This window comes from Oceanobacillus sp. CAU 1775 (genome assembly GCF_054482815.1).
The window spans coordinates 48,165-64,668 of the sequence record NZ_JBTLRO010000010.1; the positions used below are offsets into that span (position 1 = coordinate 48,165).

The 16,504-nt window shown below is 36.0% G+C and carries 15 protein-coding genes and 6 tRNA genes; 18 read left to right on the forward strand and 3 right to left on the reverse strand.

Annotation, left to right across the window (positions count from 1 at the left end; all coding sequences use genetic code 11):
- Positions 1-106 precede the first annotated feature (106 nt).
- From ACXYMZ_RS14635 to ACXYMZ_RS14660, 6 genes are all read left to right on the forward strand, one after another.
- Entirely contained in the window at positions 107-604 is a 498-nt protein-coding gene (locus tag ACXYMZ_RS14635; RefSeq protein ID WP_458949150.1) for a TRAP transporter small permease, read from the forward strand.
- A 1-nt stretch (position 605) separates the two neighbouring features.
- A complete protein-coding gene (locus tag ACXYMZ_RS14640) occupies positions 606-1,886 on the forward strand; it encodes a TRAP transporter large permease (RefSeq protein WP_458949151.1) in 1,281 nt (426 codons plus the stop codon).
- 20 nt (positions 1,887-1,906) lie between these two features.
- Positions 1,907-3,400: a tagaturonate epimerase family protein gene (locus ACXYMZ_RS14645; protein WP_458949152.1), complete on the forward strand. Its 1,494-nt coding sequence runs from the start codon at positions 1,907-1,909 to the stop codon at positions 3,398-3,400.
- Between the two features lie 64 nt (positions 3,401-3,464).
- Positions 3,465-4,868, forward strand: coding sequence for a glucuronate isomerase (gene uxaC / locus ACXYMZ_RS14650; protein WP_458949153.1), 1,404 nt, complete (start codon positions 3,465-3,467; stop codon positions 4,866-4,868).
- A 155-nt stretch (positions 4,869-5,023) separates the two neighbouring features.
- The gene (locus ACXYMZ_RS14655; protein ID WP_458949193.1) at positions 5,024-6,163 is read left to right on the forward strand and encodes a Gfo/Idh/MocA family protein; all 1,140 of its coding nucleotides are present in this window, start codon (positions 5,024-5,026) and stop codon (positions 6,161-6,163) included.
- A gap of 311 nt (positions 6,164-6,474) precedes the next feature.
- Positions 6,475-7,110: a helix-turn-helix transcriptional regulator gene (locus tag ACXYMZ_RS14660; RefSeq protein WP_458949154.1), complete on the forward strand. Its 636-nt coding sequence runs from the start codon at positions 6,475-6,477 to the stop codon at positions 7,108-7,110.
- A gap of 51 nt (positions 7,111-7,161) precedes the next feature.
- Here ACXYMZ_RS14660 and ACXYMZ_RS14665 read toward each other — a convergent pair whose 3' ends face one another.
- Positions 7,162-7,881, reverse strand: a complete 720-nt coding sequence (locus ACXYMZ_RS14665; protein ID WP_458949155.1) for a YwaF family protein — start codon at positions 7,879-7,881, stop codon at positions 7,162-7,164.
- An 86-nt stretch (positions 7,882-7,967) separates the two neighbouring features.
- Positions 7,968-8,744 carry an enoyl-ACP reductase FabI gene (gene fabI, locus ACXYMZ_RS14670; protein WP_458949156.1) on the reverse strand — a complete coding sequence of 259 codons (777 nt, stop codon included), beginning with the start codon at positions 8,742-8,744 and terminating at the stop codon, positions 7,968-7,970.
- Positions 8,745-8,942: 198 nt separating this feature from the next.
- Between fabI and ACXYMZ_RS14675 the strand changes: the two genes are divergently transcribed.
- The 10 genes from ACXYMZ_RS14675 to ACXYMZ_RS14720 all read left to right on the forward strand — a co-directional run bounded on the left by ACXYMZ_RS14675 (position 8,943) and on the right by ACXYMZ_RS14720 (position 14,647).
- Positions 8,943-9,017: transfer RNA gene (locus ACXYMZ_RS14675), tRNA-Glu, on the forward strand.
- 83 nt (positions 9,018-9,100) lie between these two features.
- Positions 9,101-9,176: transfer RNA gene (locus ACXYMZ_RS14680), tRNA-Val, on the forward strand.
- 106 nt (positions 9,177-9,282) lie between these two features.
- Positions 9,283-9,358: transfer RNA gene (locus ACXYMZ_RS14685), tRNA-Thr, on the forward strand.
- Positions 9,359-9,407: 49 nt separating this feature from the next.
- A tRNA-Tyr gene (locus ACXYMZ_RS14690) sits at positions 9,408-9,492 on the forward strand.
- A 6-nt stretch (positions 9,493-9,498) separates the two neighbouring features.
- A tRNA-Gln gene (locus ACXYMZ_RS14695) sits at positions 9,499-9,571 on the forward strand.
- Positions 9,572-9,854: 283 nt separating this feature from the next.
- A tRNA-Lys gene (locus ACXYMZ_RS14700) sits at positions 9,855-9,927 on the forward strand.
- A gap of 282 nt (positions 9,928-10,209) precedes the next feature.
- Positions 10,210-11,499, forward strand: coding sequence for a hydroxymethylglutaryl-CoA reductase, degradative (locus ACXYMZ_RS14705; RefSeq protein ID WP_458949157.1), 1,290 nt, complete (start codon positions 10,210-10,212; stop codon positions 11,497-11,499).
- Positions 11,496-12,458, forward strand: coding sequence for a mevalonate kinase (gene mvk / locus ACXYMZ_RS14710; RefSeq protein WP_458949158.1), 963 nt, complete (start codon positions 11,496-11,498; stop codon positions 12,456-12,458). Before ACXYMZ_RS14705 ends, mvk begins: the two co-directional genes overlap by 4 nt.
- 101 nt (positions 12,459-12,559) lie before the next feature.
- Positions 12,560-13,537, forward strand: a complete 978-nt coding sequence (gene mvaD, locus ACXYMZ_RS14715; protein WP_458949159.1) for a diphosphomevalonate decarboxylase — start codon at positions 12,560-12,562, stop codon at positions 13,535-13,537.
- Between the two features lie 3 nt (positions 13,538-13,540).
- Positions 13,541-14,647, forward strand: coding sequence for a phosphomevalonate kinase (locus ACXYMZ_RS14720; RefSeq protein WP_458949160.1), 1,107 nt, complete (start codon positions 13,541-13,543; stop codon positions 14,645-14,647).
- Between the two features lie 119 nt (positions 14,648-14,766).
- On the opposite strand, the gene ACXYMZ_RS14725 is transcribed toward ACXYMZ_RS14720, so the two are convergent.
- The gene (locus ACXYMZ_RS14725; RefSeq protein ID WP_458949161.1) at positions 14,767-14,937 is read right to left on the reverse strand and encodes an aspartyl-phosphate phosphatase Spo0E family protein; all 171 of its coding nucleotides are present in this window, start codon (positions 14,935-14,937) and stop codon (positions 14,767-14,769) included.
- Between the two features lie 188 nt (positions 14,938-15,125).
- Between ACXYMZ_RS14725 and sigW the strand changes: the two genes are divergently transcribed.
- Together sigW and rsiW are read left to right on the forward strand one after the other, a co-directional pair.
- Positions 15,126-15,689, forward strand: coding sequence for an RNA polymerase sigma factor SigW (gene sigW, locus ACXYMZ_RS14730; RefSeq protein WP_458949162.1), 564 nt, complete (start codon positions 15,126-15,128; stop codon positions 15,687-15,689).
- A gap of 15 nt (positions 15,690-15,704) precedes the next feature.
- On the forward strand, positions 15,705-16,346 hold the full coding sequence (rsiW, locus tag ACXYMZ_RS14735) for an anti-sigma-W factor RsiW (RefSeq protein ID WP_458949163.1): 642 nt from the start codon (positions 15,705-15,707) through the stop codon (positions 16,344-16,346).
- The last annotated feature ends 158 nt before the right edge of the window (positions 16,347-16,504 follow it).

The window sequence follows — 16,504 nt, forward strand, 5'->3', positions numbered from 1 at the left end:
AGAAGAGAGAAGAAAGTATTCTCTCTTCCTCATCTTTTTATAGGAATAACCTTATTCGAATTTTTTAATGAGTTTAGTCCTACCGTTTACTGGAGGGATAAATAAGATGGCAATGATTAAAAGCATAAAAAGTTTCTTAGATAAATTATTGATAGTTGCTGCGCTTACAATGCTCGCAGCGATGATTCTTGTAATTCTTTACCAAGTTTTTTCTAGACAAGTATTAAGTAGTACTCCCGCATGGTCTGAAGAGTTATCGAGAGTATTATTTGTCTGGGTTGCATTCTTGGGTATAGCTTACGGATTTAAAGAAAAACTTCACATTGGTGTAAGTATTATTGCTGATTTGTTTCCCGAAAAGGTGCAGACTGGCTTTGATATTTTGGCCAAACTTACAATAATAGCTTTAGGTGGATTGATGATTTATTATGGTATCCATTTTACTTCATTAATGATGAACTCTACCTTACCTGGATTACGTTTACCTTCAAGTATTCTATATGCAGCAATTCCGGTAACGGGTGTTTATATTGTGTTGAACGGTATAGAGTTATTATTTGTAAAAGGGTTACACCTATCATATTTAGAGGAAGGAGACGATTAGTATGGAGATAATTTTATTATTCGGCACCTTCATCTTGCTATTAATATTAAGATTTCCAATTGCGCTTACACTAATTATTTCAGCATTGGTATCTGGAATATATATGGGAATTAATCCTGCATCATTGGTTCAAAAAATGGTTGGTGGCTTAAATTCCTTTGCGCTACTAGCAATTCCTTTCTTCATTCTTGCAGGTGAGATAATGAATGAAGGTGGTATTTCAAGGAGATTAATTAACTTAGCGAATGTTATTATTGGAAAAATTCGTGGGGGACTAGCGATGGTAAACGTGCTTGCTAGTACATTCTTTGGTGGAATATCAGGTTCAGCCCTCGCTGATACATCATCCATAGGTTCCGTAATGATTCCGATGATGAAAAAACAAGGTTATGATTCGGATTATTCAGTAGCTGTTACTGTATCTAGTGCAACACAAGGAGTAATGATACCGCCGAGTCATAATATGATTATCTTTTCTTCCGCAGCGGGCGGTGTATCAATTGGATCCTTATTTATGGGTGGCCTATTACCAGGACTATTATTAGGAATAGTGATCATGATACTTACTTATGCAATTGCTGTTAAAAGAAAGTATCCAAAAGGTGAGCCTGTTGAGAGAAAAGATGTTCCAAGAATTATTTGGGAGGGACTTATCGGATTATTTACAATCGTGATTATCATGGGTGGTATATTAGCTGGAATTTTCACTGTAACAGAATCCGCTGCGATTGGTGCATTGTATGCTTTCATCATTACCTTCTTTGTCTACAAGGATATAAAGATTGGTAGAATGATACCTATTTTAAAAAGTACATTTAGAACATTATCTATGGTTTTATTTTTAATAGCAGCTTCTGGAGCTTTCGGACATATGTTAGCTTTATTAAAAATACCATCAAAAGTATCTACAGGGTTAATAGGCATATCGCCTAATGCAACGGTTACGATATTAATCATCGTGATTATTTTATTATTCCTTGGGATGATTATGGATATGGCGCCACTAATTGTTATTACAACACCAATTTTATTACCAGTTGCGATACAAATAGGAATGGATCCTGTTCACTTTGGTGTACTATTAATTCTTTGTTTAGGTATTGGATTAATCACACCGCCAGTTGGAGCAGTTTTATTTGTTGGTTCTGCAATAGGGAAAATTCGCATTGAGAAAGCGACCAAAGGTTTATTACCGTTTTATGCTGTTATGCTTCTTGCTGTTGTATTGGTAGCTTATATTCCAAGTTTATCTCTCTATTTACCGAGCATATTTTTTGATTAATGAATAGAAAGGTGGATTCAATGAATCATTTATTGCCAATTATTGAAGAACTGGAAGTAGGAAAAATACCAAGTAGTACTTCAGAAGTTAAAGTATATAGAGAATCCTTCACTAAAGAACAAAAGGTTTATCTCCTTATGATTAAAAACAGCGGAGAAAAATCCATTTTAGCTACTGGTGAAGGAGATTTATTTAATGAATTAGATGGTGAAATTATTGGTGAAGATGCAAAAATCTGCTCTTTAACTCATGAGAATCGACTTGTATTAAATCGTTATTTTGATTATACAAGACCACAAGCTTTTGGAAACAAAATAGCAACGATTGGTTTGGGCGATCGCTTAGGTCGTGCGACACCAGGTCATATTGAAACAGTAAAAGAAAAGGCTATCAAACCGGTTTTAGCACAGCAAAGTATTAGAGAGTTAACGCTTTCTGAGAGAACGATGCTGGAGATGTTAGATGATGTCTGTTTTTCTGTATTTCAAAAGGGTTATAAAGATGGCTTTGGTGCAGATGGGGATCATATTAAAGAAGAGTCAGATATTCAATACGCACTATCAATCGGTATGTCGATGATTACATTGGATTGCTCAGATTATATTAAGAATGAGATAGAAGAAGCATCCGAAGAGGAAATTCAAGTGAAATTTGAAGCACTACCAGAGCAACTACAGCAATACTTTAGCCAAACATATTTAAATAAAGAATTTGAATTAGACGGATTCACACTTGCGTTTGATAAGACCTCATTAATGAAAAATGTGTTGCTATATAATGAAGCAATACATTTTATGACCCGTGTTTACAAAGAATATATTCTTAAAGCTAATCGTCCGATTGACTTTGAAATCTCAATAGATGAAACAGAAACAGTGACTTCTCCTTTAGCGCATTTCTTTGTTGCAAATGAATTAAAACAAAACGAAGCAGGGGTTGTCAGTTTAGCACCGCGTTTTTACGGAGAATTTCAAAAAGCAATTGATTATATGGGTGAAATTGATATTTTCGAAGTAGAGTTTGAAAAACACGTGAAAATTGCTGAGCATTTTGGTTATAAATTAAGCATTCATTCAGGAAGTGATAAATTTTCTGTTTATCCTATTATAGCAGAACATACAAAAGGAATTTATCATATTAAAACCGCTGGTACCAACTGGTTAGAGGCTTTGCGAGTGATTTCGGATAAAGAACCTAATTTGTATCGTAGAATTCATCAGTATGTATTAGCAAATTACGAAACGGCAATGGCTTCCTATCATATTACACCAAACGTAGAAAGCATTGAACCATTAGATAACGTTGCTGACGAGCACCTAACAACTTATCTGAACGATGACAATATGAGACAGTTATTGCATATTACATATGGGCTTTTATTAACTTCGAGGAAAGAAAATGGCGAATATCTATTTCGAAATGAAATTTTCGAGATACTTGATAAATATGAAAGTACCTATGATGAAATGTTACAGAGTCATATAGGAAAACATTTAAGTCAACTTGGGTTATAAGCCTAATAATTAGCTTGATGTGTATTAGCAGCTGGTAAATATGAAGTAGGAGGGTTCATATACTTTGAAAACTTTTATAACTGATGATTTTTTACTCTACAATGACGTGGCTAGAGACCTTTATCATAATTCGGCTAAAGATTTACCTATATTTGATTGTCATAACCATTTAAGTCCAAATTATATTTCAGAGGACAAAAAATTTAATAATTTATCTGAAATCTGGCTAGCAGGTGACCATTATAAATGGCGTGCTATGCGAGCAAATGGGATAGATGAAAGTTATATTACTGGCGATAAAGATGATTATGATAAATTTATAGCTTGGTCCAAAACAGTACCAAAGGCTATAGGAAATCCTCTATACCATTGGACACATCTTGAACTCTTAAGATATTTCGATATTGATACGCTCTTGAATGAAGAGAGTGCAGATGAGATATGGGAAGAGGCGAATCATAAATTAAAAAAATATTCTACTAGAGATTTATTGGAAAAGCAGAAAGTTACTTTCCTAGGAACAACAGATGATCCACTTGATGATCTGCAGGACCATATCTCACTTAAGGAAGAAAATTATTCGATTAATGTGTCCCCTTCTTTTCGACCTGATAAAGGATTGAAAATAGAGCTAGAAGATTTCACCGATTGGGTAGAGAAGCTAGCCAGAGTAACGAATAACTCGATTGACTCGTATGATAAGTTTCTTCTTGCATTCTCAGAACGCGTGGATTACTTCGATAAAAATGATTGTAGAAGTTCAGATCACGGATTAGACACAATGTTTTATGAAGAAGGAACGAAAGCTGAAGTGGATGAGATATTTGTCAAACGTTTAAAAAATGAAAAACTTACTTCAAAAGAAATTGACCAATTTAAAACATATACATTGTTAAGGTTGGGTGAGTTGTACCACGAAAAAGGTTGGGCAATGCAACTTCATATTGGTGCACTTCGAAATAACAATACGAAGATGTTTAAACTGTTAGGGCCAGACACCGGATTTGATTCTATTGGAGATTTACAGATTGCAAACAAGTTGTCGAAATTCCTTGATGCATTAGAGACACAAAGTAAATTACCGAAAACCGTTTTATATAGTTTGAACGCAAATGATAATAAGGTTTTAGCAGCAATGGCCGGAAATTACCAAGGCTCTGAGATAGCTGGCAAAGTACAATTCGGTACTGCTTGGTGGTTTAATGACACGTTAGACGGTATGGAAGATCAAATTAAAACACTTGCGAACATTGGATTAATTAGCAATTTTATTGGAATGTTAACAGACTCAAGGAGTTTTCTGTCATTCCCTAGACATGAATATTTTAGAAGGTTACTTTGTAATATATTTGGCACATGGGTGGAGGAAGGGAAAGCCCCTAAGGATATGAAGTTATTAGAGAAATATATTACTGACATCTGTTATGAAAACGCAAAACATTACTTTATAAATACCCCTAAAAAGTAGTGATATTATACGTTGTTAATACAATATCCTTTTCCCTTTTTAACTAACTATTGCCATGGCCTTGATAATCAATAGGATTATCAAGGCTTCTTTTATCTATTTGGTTGACTTTTCGTAAAACTAATAAATTGTAGGAGGTTATTAATTTGAGTAAAGTGAAAGTTGGTATCATTGGAACTGGGTCTCAAGGAGAGCTGTATGCAAAGTTTTTAGTTGAAGGTAAAGTTGAAAATATGGAATTAGTTGCTTTATCCAGTCCAAGCTTGGAAAAGAAAAATAAGTTTGAAGAACGATATCCAACTATATCTTTCTATAGAGATTATAAAGATATGCTTGAAAGTGGTTCTGTTGAAGCTGTAATTGTCTGTACTCCACATTATTCACATCCTGAAATAGGTATTGCTGCAATAAATAGAGACATTCATGTTTTAATCGAAAAACCTGTTGGTGTTCAAGCAAGGGAAGTTAGATTATTGAATGAAATTGCACAAACAAAACCGATACTGTCTTTTGGGTTAATCCATAATCAGCGAGCAAATCCCCTTTATCAGAGACTGAAAAACATCATAGACGAAGGGGAAATCGGAGAAATACGTAGAACGAACTGGATAAATACAACTAGTTGGCGACCACAAGCATATTATGATCAAGGCAAATGGCGGGCAACTTGGAAAGGAGAAGGTGGCGGCGTCTTAATTAATCAGGCAGCACACCAAATTGATCTACTACAGTGGATTTGCGGGATGCCAGAGAAGATATTTTCTAATATAAAATATGGTTATCAAAGGAATATTACAGTGGAAGATGAAGTCACTGCGCTGCTTGATTACGGTAATGGAGCTACTGGAGTATTCATAACTTGTACACATGATTTAATAGGTACTGATCGATTCGAAATATTAGGTGATAAAGGAAAGATTGTTATTGATGATGGAAAGAGAATCACAATAAAAAAACTTCATAAATCTGAAGTTGAAATAAACAAAGAGACGAAGATTGATGAAGTTGCAGCTATTGTTCAAGGAAACAGTGTGGCGAGTTTATATGAAGAAGAAGTGTTAGAATTTGAAAGTATTTGGGGAGAAGAGCACCTAGCAGTTTTAAGAAATTTTGCAGAGAATATTTTATATAAAGAGCCTTTAATAGCCCCTGGTATAGAAGGAATAAATAGTGTTCAGTTATTTAATGCAATCTATTTATCAAGTTGGTTCGGTGAAGAAGTGGAACTACCGGTGAGTGAAGAGATATTCTTAGAAGAACTTGAAAAAAGAATTGCATCAGAGAATATGAATTAATTTGTCTCTCAAAAATAATTATAGCGTACAATCTCTTCTATTAGAGTTTGTACGTTATTTATTTAATAAGATTCCAACGATATTATTACTATATATATTAATAGTAGAAATTTATGATGTCATTACACAGAATAAGTGATAAAATAGAACTAGGTATATATCATTATCTGCTTTGTAGTTATATTTTTAGCAAATCCTTACAGTTTCTTGTAGATGACTGGTTTTCATGTATGATAATTCGTAAATTGGCTGATAATAATAACTAATATACATATTAAATTATATAGTAATAATCATGGGAGTGGCAAAATATGAGTGTTATATCATTTGTAGTAGGTACAGAGGTACATAAGAAATGGATTATAGATATGGTAAGAGAACGTTTACCGAATGATGAGGTTCAAATGTATAACGCTGCATTTATCGACGATTTATTTCAATCTGATGAAGAAAGTGAAATTATCATTCTGGACTTAGAAGCTCAGCTTTCTTTACGTGAGGTAATGCGAGTATATAGAAAAAATGACACGAAGATCGCAGTTATCATCCCGGATAAAGAGATTGCTGTTATTCAAGAATATTTACATTTTGATTTAGCAGGTTTTTTCCCTGTGGATATGGAAATACATGAATTCATAGATGGAATCAACTATATGCGTAAAGATATGTTATATATCCACCCGCGTGTGGGAGAAACGATATTTAGAAAATATAAGCAAGACGTTTACAAAGAAGTGTCGCGTCCATTGAACCTTTTAACAAAAAGAGAATGGGAAGTGCTAGGTGAATTGGTGGGGGGATTTCAAAATGATGACATTGCGAAAAACCTTGATATATCTGACAAGACAGTCAAAAATCATATCACTTCTATCTTAGGGAAACTCGGAGTGAAAGACCGAACAAAGGCTGTTCTACTAGCGCTAAAAGAGCGTTGGTTCTATTTATAAAATAGCCTAAATGCTGCAAACCTCTTATTCGGTAGAGGTTTGCAGCATTTATTAATTCATCTTTCTTTTTAAAAAACGATAGATATAAAATTGCGCCAGAAATACTACGAAAGCCAGAATTCCTAAATTGATTCGATACCAGAATCCTTCACCTAGCAAATCCAACGGCGAACTCGTTACAGGCGTTCCTTCCAGATATAAATAATTTGCATCTAGCCAAGGATTAATAAGAAGCCCGATAAAAAATGCATACAGGACTAAATAAAAATACGTGTAGAGTAATGATTTAAAGGTGATAAATGGTGGTTTCATAACGATAGCTAGGTAAATACTCGTAACTGATATTGCAATATGATGAATGAAAAACTTAAAAAATCTAAAATTAGGAAAGTCAAAGAGTAAGTCGGGTGTAATTAATGCTGCAAAAGCTGGCACTAAGCCGATAAAAAAAGCTATTGGAATCAGATGTCTGTTCATTGTAAGTAATGCGATAGCACCGACAATCCCAGCAACACCGCATAGATGAAAAGGTAGATTTTCACGCCAAATCCCATGAGTAGCTGTCCAAGTCTGATAAGAGACCTCTGATGCAATTAATAAAATGAATAATATCCAGCGGATGCTATTTGATATTCTTTTGTTCGATCGGATAGTGCCCTGAAAGTACAGGAGTAAGAATACAATAATAAAGTAAATCGCCAACATAATGAAATGACTCGTGCCAAATGTAACAAAGGCATCTCCTTTTAAGGTTAAAAACCATTCTTTCATACAACCCGAGCCCCCTTTATATCTAATAATAGTATTTTAAGTGGAAAAAAAGACGCCTTTATGAAAAAAGCGTCTATTTATCTTAATTACCCACCAATAATATGAAATCCTGAATCTACATGTAAGACTTCACCAGTCACACCTCGTGATAATTCGCTAAGGAAGAATAATGTAGCATCTCCAACTTGATCTTGGTCAACATTTCTTCTAAGAGGTGCTTTCTCTACTATAACATTTGCCTTTTCGTTAAATCCTGAAACCCCTTTAGCAGATAGTGTTCGAATTGGCCCCGCTGAAATAGCATTTACACGGATATTATACTTCCCAACATCTTCTGCTAGATAACGGACACTCGCTTCAAGCGACGCTTTTGCAACTCCCATTACATTATAGTTTGGAATCACTCTTTCTGCGCCTAAGTATGTTTGCGTAACAATGCTGCCGCCTTCTGTCATTAACTCTTTTGCCGCCTTCGTTAATGCTACTAAAGAGAAAGCGCTAATTTCTTGTGCGATTAAAAATCCATCTCTTGATGTGTCAGCATATTCACCTTTTAATTCCTCGCGGTTTGCGAACGCGATAGAATGAACAAGTCCGTGAATGACGCCAACCTTTTCTTTCATTTCTTGAAAAGCGGATTGGATACTTTCATCACTCGCAACATCAAGAGAGATTAATGCTTTTGGTGTTATTTCATGTTTCTCTAATAGTTTTAGTAATTTATTATGTGAACGTTCTTGTCTGTTTGTGAAAATTAAATTAGCTCCAGCGTTATGCAAGGATTTTGTAATACCCCATGCAATACTTCTTTCATTAGCTACCCCTGTAACCACAATATTCTTTCCTTCTAATAAGCCTGACATGGTTTACCTCCAAATAATATGTTGTATTTTCTATCCATTATAACCTATGTTCTATTAATAGAGAAATCAAAATATATCTTGAAAGTTGTTTAGAAAAAAAAAATTTAAAATAACTCTTTACAAAACTAATAGAACTAGTTATAATATAATTCGTCAGTCTGTTCAGCAGGCTTTTATTTGGACAGTACATAATAAACCGGCCCGTTGGTCAAGCGGTTAAGACACCGCCCTTTCACGGCGGTATCACGGGTTCGAATCCCGTACGGGTCACCATTTTAATTAGTAGTTTACATATATTTACACGAAGGTTTTTTTATTTAATAGACTACTGAAATTCAAATTTAACCTTAATTCATGGAGGATTAGCTCAGCTGGGAGAGCACCTGCCTTACAAGCAGGGGGTCGCAGGTTCGAGCCCTGCATCCTCCACCATGAAGGTAGCTACGAGTGATACAAGCTTCACCAAATCATGTCTTGCATCACGACGAGCTTTTAAACTGGTAGCTCATTCAAAAAAACCAGCACTAAATTTTATCATGCCGGCCTAGCTCAACTGGTAGAGCAACTGACTTGTAATCAGTAGGTTGGGGGTTCAAGTCCTCTGGCCGGCACCATTATTTTATTTACTAGTATGATTTGAAGACATTTGTATATATTATATGTGGAGGGGTAGCGAAGTGGCTAAACGCGGCGGACTGTAAATCCGCTCCCTCAGGGTTCGGCAGTTCGAATCTGCCCCCCTCCACCATTTCATTGGGCTATAGCCAAGCGGTAAGGCAACGGGTTTTGGTCCCGTCATTCCCTAGGTTCGAATCCTAGTAGCCCAGTTTTTTTGTTTCAAAAATAAATGTTATGGGTATGGATAATATAGTTCCTTGTAGATTACTTTTGTGAAGCGTTGAGCAGAAACTATAAAAGTATAGAGGTTTATCCAGTGCTACTTAATAAATATTACGAGCCATTAGCTCAGTCGGTAGAGCAAGCAACATTTACTTCTTTGAACAAGCTTCCCCGCGTTGCTTGCGAGGAGCGCTACTTCACTGATATAACTTGCAACGCGACGAGCATCGTTGGTCGAGAGCTAAATATTATTTAACGCATATTATATACGAGCCATTAGCTCAGTCGGTAGAGCATCTGACTTTTAATCAGAGGGTCACAGGTTCGAATCCTGTATGGCTCATCATCACGAGGAACAGACCTCGAAATACGAACTAAATACATTCATCAAATAAACAAGGCTAACTTCGTTCATGCCTTGTTTATTTGCAATTTAGGGCTATTTTTAACATAATAGATACAGAAATTTAATTTTTATAAGGTTTAATAATAAAAAAGTAGCTCTTTCCACAAAAAATATGATAGAACATGTTATAATCTAGTTTAAGAATATTTTTAGGTTATAGGTGTTATCACCTAGTCATAAATTTTGCAGATAACTTACTTATATAAAGGATGATCGGCGATGAAGTCGTCCAGAATTTCGGGATTTTATAAAAAAACATTGGAAGAAAGAAAAGATATAATAAATAGTATGTATGCATTTTCAGAAGACATGCAAGATGTATTTTCTTCGAGATCTCCTCTATCGGTAGATACTGCTGATAAAATGATTGAAAATGTAGTAGGAACCTTTCAATTGCCTCTCGGATTAGGATTGAACTTCCTCATAAATGGGAAAGAGTATGTAGTCCCTATGGTTATTGAAGAGGCATCTGTAGTTGCTTCAGCTAGTCATATTGCGAAAATTGTTCATGACGCAGGTGGTTTTACTGCTGAATCAACCGAAAGAGTAATGATTGGTCAAATTCAAGTTGTTGGCTGTGACGATTTCACAAAGGCAAAGGAAGCAGTATTGGCTAATAAAGATATGCTTATTAAAGCTGCAGATGCTGCATATCCTAGTATTGTTAAACGTGGCGGTGGAACAAAGGATTTAGATGTACGTATATTAAATGAAGAAACTGATTCTAAATTCGGAAAAATGCTTGTGGTACATCTTTATGTAAATACTGTAGATGCTATGGGTGCGAATATTATTAATACAATGGCTGAAGCAATAGCGCCATTGGTAGAAGAAGTAACAAGAGGTAAGGTCTATTTGCGAATTTTATCGAATCTTGCGGATCGAAGCTTGGCACGTGCAAAATGTGTCATTCCACCTCATCTATTAAAAACTGGAGATTTCTCTGGTGAAGAAGTACGCGATGGAGTGATTCATGCATACGAATTTGCTGCATCAGATCCATATCGTGCTGTAACGCATAATAAAGGAATTATGAATGGAATCGATCCCGTAGTTATCGCCACTGGAAATGATTGGCGTGCAGTAGAAGCTGGCGCACATGCATACGCGGTGAAGAATGGCCAATATGGGTCTATGACTACTTGGTCCAAAGATAAAGAAGGTAATCTCGTGGGAGAAATTGAACTCCCAATGTCTATAGGAATTGTAGGCGGTGCGACACGCGTACATCCTATGGCGAAATTTTCGTTGGAACTCTTAGATGTTCATTCTGCTAAGGAGCTATCTGAAGTTATTGTGGCTGTTGGACTTGCCCAGAACCTTGGCGCACTAAAGGCACTTGCTACAGATGGTATCCAAAAAGGGCATATGAACTTACATTCTCGCTCTGTTGCAATAGCAGCAGGTGCTACAGGGGAGATGGTTGATATGGTAGCTGAAGAGTTAGTAAAGTTAAAAGACATCCGTGTTGGAATAGCTAAAGAATTGGTGGATAAATTTAAAAAATGAGTGCAGAAAAAGTATCAACTTCAGAGAAAACAGCTATTGGTATAGCTCATAGTAAATTAATATTAATTGGAGAGCATGCAGTTGTACACGGACAACCTGCGATTGCTATTCCGTTTCCTTTAATTGGTGTAGAGACTACTGTCGATTATGTACCAGGTATAGTTAAGCTCGATAGTGCTTTTTATTATGGTCCACTTCATTTAGCGCCGGAATCTTTATACGGTATTGTGAAGTGTATTAATGATACATTGGATTATTTAGAGATTCCTGTAGAGGATTTAGTGATTCGTATTAATTCTTCTATCCCACCTGGGAAAGGCTTGGGTTCAAGTGCTTCAGTAGCAATTTCAGTTATTCGTTCGCTATTTAATTATGCGGACAGAATTTGTACAGAAGAAGAATTGCTTGAGCTCGCTAACATCGCTGAAACATATGCGCATGGTTCGCCAAGCGGCATCGACACTTTAACAATCACTTCAGACGCTCCTATTTGGTTTGAAAAAGATCACCCAATTACTAAAATAGAAATCAAAGAAGACTTTCATTTCATTGTTGCAGATTCAGGCCAAGATGCTGATACAAAATCAGCGGTAGCTTCTGTAACCAACCTATTAAGGAAAGCACCTAAGAAAATTCAAAGAAAAATTGATCGAATTGGTCAATTAACTTATGATGCGAAGGATGCTTTAGAAAAAGCGAGTAAACATTTCCTTGGACAAATGCTAAATGAAGCTCAAAAAGAACTTGAGTACCTTGGTGTAAGTGATGTTGTATTAAACCGTCTCATTCATTTTGCTAGGCAGGAAGGCGCACTAGGTGCCAAACTGACTGGTGGAGGAAATGGTGGTTGTATTATTGCACTTGCTCAAAATGAAGTTCACTCCAAGCAACTTGCTGAAAAGCTAAAGAACTTTGGGGCACAATCCGTTTGGCCTTTCGTCTTAAAAAAACAGGATTAATATAAAAACAACTAGTAACCAGATATTAAGCTTGTCTTTAATATTTGGTTACTTTATTATGTATGGAAAAGATAATTATTATTTTATAAAAGGGGATTATTATGAAAGCTACAGCAAAAGCACATACAAATATAGCCTTAATTAAATATTGGGGAAAGCGTAATGAAGAAATTATCTTACCTACGAATAGTAGTCTTTCCTTAACATTAGACGGTTTTCACACAACAACAACTGTAGACTTTCAAGAAGACCTGACTGAAGATAAATTTTTATTAAATGATGAAGAAGTTACTGGTGAAGCGTTCCGCCGTGTGACTACGTTTCTCGATTTAATTCGTGAACTTGCTAATAAAAAAGAATTATATGCAAATGTCCATTCCATTAATAAAGTACCAACAGCAGCAGGACTAGCTTCTTCCGCATCAGGATTTGCGGCTTTAGCAGCAGCTGGTACGAAAGCAATTGGTTTGGAGTTATCCGATATGGAATTGTCCCGATTAACTAGACAAGGTTCGGGTTCTGCTAGTCGCTCGATTTATGGTGGCTTTGTTCAATGGGAAATGGGTGAGAAAGAGGACGGTTCTGATTCCTATGCAATTCCGGTTGCACCAAAAGAACATTGGGATGTTCGTATGGCGGCAGTTGTTTTGTCAGCGACAATGAAGAAAATTTCAAGTCGAGAAGGAATGCGACGTACAGTAGAAACCTCCCCGTTTTACGATGGTTGGTTAAAGAGTCTTCCTGAGGATTTAGAAAATATTAAAGAAGCAATTCAAGCGAAAGACTTTATCCGTGTTGGGGAAATTGCAGAAGCGAACGCATTGAAAATGCATGCAACATCTTTGGGTGCAAAACCGCCATTTACATATTGGATTGATTCTACAATTCGCGTGATGCACCGAGTCGAAGAACTACGTGAACAAGGTATTCCTGCATATTACACAATGGATGCTGGACCGAACGTTAAAGTATTATATTTACCAGAGCATGAAGCAATTGTTCAGAAAGCGCTACAAGAAGTACCTGGAGTAACGGATGTAATTTTAAGTAAGCCAGGTCCAGGCGTAACCTATCTATAGGGGATGAATATTTTGTCGAAACAAGAAATGACAATAAAAGTACCAGGTAAATTAATGGTAGCAGGAGAGTTTTCTGTCCTGGTTCCTAACCAACATCTTGCTGTGACAGCAGTTGATCGATTTGTTTATGCAACGATTAGCGCTTCAAAAGTAGGGGAATTAACATTAAGCGATTTCAATTTACTTCAATTAAGATGGAATTATAGAGATGGTCAACTTTCGATTGACTCTGATGATGCTCGTCTTTCTTTTGTAAAAGCAGCGATGCAAGTTACTTGCACATATCTTGAGGAGCAGGGAGAAGAAATTACGCCTTTTTCTCTTTCTATTCGTAGTGAATTAGATGATGCTTCTGGTTTAAAGTATGGACTTGGCTCAAGTGCAGCAGTAGTAACTGCGGTTGTCTCTGCGATTATTGCAAAGTTTAAAAATCATCAACTAGATAAAAATCTTATTTTTAAATTATCAGCTTTAGCTCATGTGATCACCCAAGGGAGCGGTTCTGGTGCAGATGTAGCAGCTTCAGTTTATGGGGGAGTTTTAAAATATGCTTCCTTCCAAGCAGAGTGGCTACTTAAAAAATATCGTGAAGCGCAAACAATTAGTGAAGTTATCCAGATGGAGTGGAAGTATTTATCGATTCATTCCATTGAATTACCGTCGTGGATCCATTTTTGCGTAGGATGGACTGGAAAACCAGCATCAACTGTGAAGCTAGTTGAAAGAATCCTCCAACAAAAAGACGATAATCCAAAAGCATTTGCTCGTTTTTTGGATAATAGCGAAAAAGCGGTTGAGCAGTTATTGACTGGGATGGAGCAACAAAACATATCACAGATTCTTTCTGGAATAAAAGCAAATCGACAAACTTTGGCAGAAATCGGCAGGCAAGCAGATACTGCGATTGAAACACCACTACTATCAAAGTTATGTGATATCGCGGAATCTCTTGACGGTGCTGGAAAACCATCAGGTGCTGGTGGAGGAGATTGTGGAATTGCATTTATGTCAACGGAAGAACAAGCTATAGCGTTATTCGAAGCTTGGAAAGAAGCTGGAATTAAGCCATTAGCAATTCACTCCCATCCAAAAGGTGTAGAACTTGTTTAAAATTCACGCGTTCGAAAAAGGATATGCAATCCCATATTCTAGTTATCTATCATTATCATTTTGATAGTTATAGGAACTAAAAAAAGACATGTCTAGCATGTCTTTTTTAATCATCATCTCTATTTAGCTGTGTATTCATATTCTGTATACTTTTGATATTTATTTATAAGTTCATCCAGTTTCATACTAGACTCAATCATTATATCGGAAGTTAGTTCGTGATAGTAACTGAGAGAGATCATTTCTCGACGGCAAGATTCGATTTCTTTTAATAATATTAATTTACCCACAAAAGCTTCCTCCTATCTAGTATACTATAGTAAGAAATTACCCAATTATTTGCAAGTATAAACCTATGAATTATTTGTGAAGAATACATAAGATTTTTTAAAAGAAAAAAGAAATCAATGATAAAAGTGAAACCTTTCAAAGTGAAGACTCGTAACTAAGGTACCGCAGAATAAGCGGAGGTAAATGTATGGATCAAATGATAAAAGAGAAAATAAGAGAAGTGAAAAAAGGAGATCAAGCAGCTTATGAGGATCTGGTCTCTTTTTACCAAAATAAAATATACCAGCACTGTTACCGAATGCTAGGTAATGCACATGAGGCAGAGGATATGGCCCAAGAAGCATTTATTCGAGCATATGTAAATATTCATTCCTTTGATGAGAACCGGAAATTTTCAACTTGGTTATACCGAATCGCAACGAATCTTACAATTGATCGATTGCGCAAACGAAAACCAGATTATTTCTTGGATGCGGAAGTCAAAGGAACGGAAGGTTTAGATATGTACTCACAGCTTCAGAGTGAGGATATTTCACCTGTAGAAGAGGTGGAGGCAAATGAATTGCAAAGCTATATCCACCAAGAAATCTCAGAGCTTCCTCCAAAGTATCGCAGCATTATTATTTTAAGGTATTTAGAAGAATTTTCTCTTCAAGAGATTAGCGATATTATGGACATTCCGCTTGGAACGGTTAAAACTCGGATTCATCGTGGAAGAGAAGCATTACGTAAAAAACTACGTCATGTGTAAAGGAGTGTGGAACTTGTGAAATGTAAACCAGAGATGGTTCATTTAATGCATAAATATTTAGATGGTGACTTAATCAAAGCTGAAGAAGTTGAATTGCAAAGGCATCTTGAGGACTGTGAAGACTGCCAACAACATTTTCATGAATTAAAGCGTACGGTCACATTAATTCAGAGTGCAGAGCGATTTGAAGCGCCTGCGAATTTTACTGCAAATGTCATGCAGAATATACCGACAGAGAAAAAACGTGTGCGTTATTTGCGTTGGTTTAAAATGCATCCAATGCTTACCGCAGCTGCAATTTTCCTTGTTTTAATGTTGACTGGTGCAATGACATCATTTGAACAAGATAATCAGCTTGTTGTTTCAAAACAAGATAACTTGATAATTGAAGGAGATACCGTAATTGTTCCTGAAGGTGAAGTTGTCGAAGGTGATTTACTTGTGAAGAATGGCAACTTAATTATATATGGAACAGTAGATGGAAATGTAACATTGGTAAATGGAAAATTAATCGAGGATAATCCGCTAGACAATAGTGGTCTAATGGCTTCTGTCGGAGAAGTTAATGGAGAATTTGAAACGGTTGACAGGGTGTTTGAATGGATTTGGTATAAGGTAAAAAGCTTTGCAAAAACCGTATTCTCTTTTGGAAATTAGATAAAAGTGCTTACTAAGGTTGAGGATGAAAAGTCAGTGACTTCTCATTCTCTTTTTTTTTATTTTCTTCCTTCATCCTACTCCTTTACAATTCACATGAATATAGGTATTTATGTTATAATAAGTATCATTATTGATACTTTTAATTTCTATAGTAA

What these genes read in the sequence shown, in the direction of transcription:
- ACXYMZ_RS14705 (WP_458949157.1), top strand. Translation starts at nt 10,210, where the DNA reads ATGAAGTCGTCCAGAATTTCGGGATTTTATAAAAAAACATTGGAAGAA.
- sigW (WP_458949162.1), top strand. Translation starts at nt 15,126, where the DNA reads ATGGATCAAATGATAAAAGAGAAAATAAGAGAAGTGAAAAAAGGAGAT.
- fabI (WP_458949156.1), bottom strand. Translation starts at nt 8,744, where the DNA reads ATGTCAGGCTTATTAGAAGGAAAGAATATTGTGGTTACAGGGGTAGCT.
- ACXYMZ_RS14665 (WP_458949155.1), bottom strand. Translation starts at nt 7,881, where the DNA reads ATGAAAGAATGGTTTTTAACCTTAAAAGGAGATGCCTTTGTTACATTT.
- ACXYMZ_RS14645 (WP_458949152.1), top strand. Translation starts at nt 1,907, where the DNA reads ATGAATCATTTATTGCCAATTATTGAAGAACTGGAAGTAGGAAAAATA.
- ACXYMZ_RS14720 (WP_458949160.1), top strand. Translation starts at nt 13,541, where the DNA reads ATGAATATTTTGTCGAAACAAGAAATGACAATAAAAGTACCAGGTAAA.
- mvk (WP_458949158.1), top strand. Translation starts at nt 11,496, where the DNA reads ATGAGTGCAGAAAAAGTATCAACTTCAGAGAAAACAGCTATTGGTATA.
- ACXYMZ_RS14635 (WP_458949150.1), top strand. Translation starts at nt 107, where the DNA reads ATGGCAATGATTAAAAGCATAAAAAGTTTCTTAGATAAATTATTGATA.
- ACXYMZ_RS14660 (WP_458949154.1), top strand. Translation starts at nt 6,475, where the DNA reads ATGAGTGTTATATCATTTGTAGTAGGTACAGAGGTACATAAGAAATGG.
- ACXYMZ_RS14640 (WP_458949151.1), top strand. Translation starts at nt 606, where the DNA reads ATGGAGATAATTTTATTATTCGGCACCTTCATCTTGCTATTAATATTA.
- mvaD (WP_458949159.1), top strand. Translation starts at nt 12,560, where the DNA reads ATGAAAGCTACAGCAAAAGCACATACAAATATAGCCTTAATTAAATAT.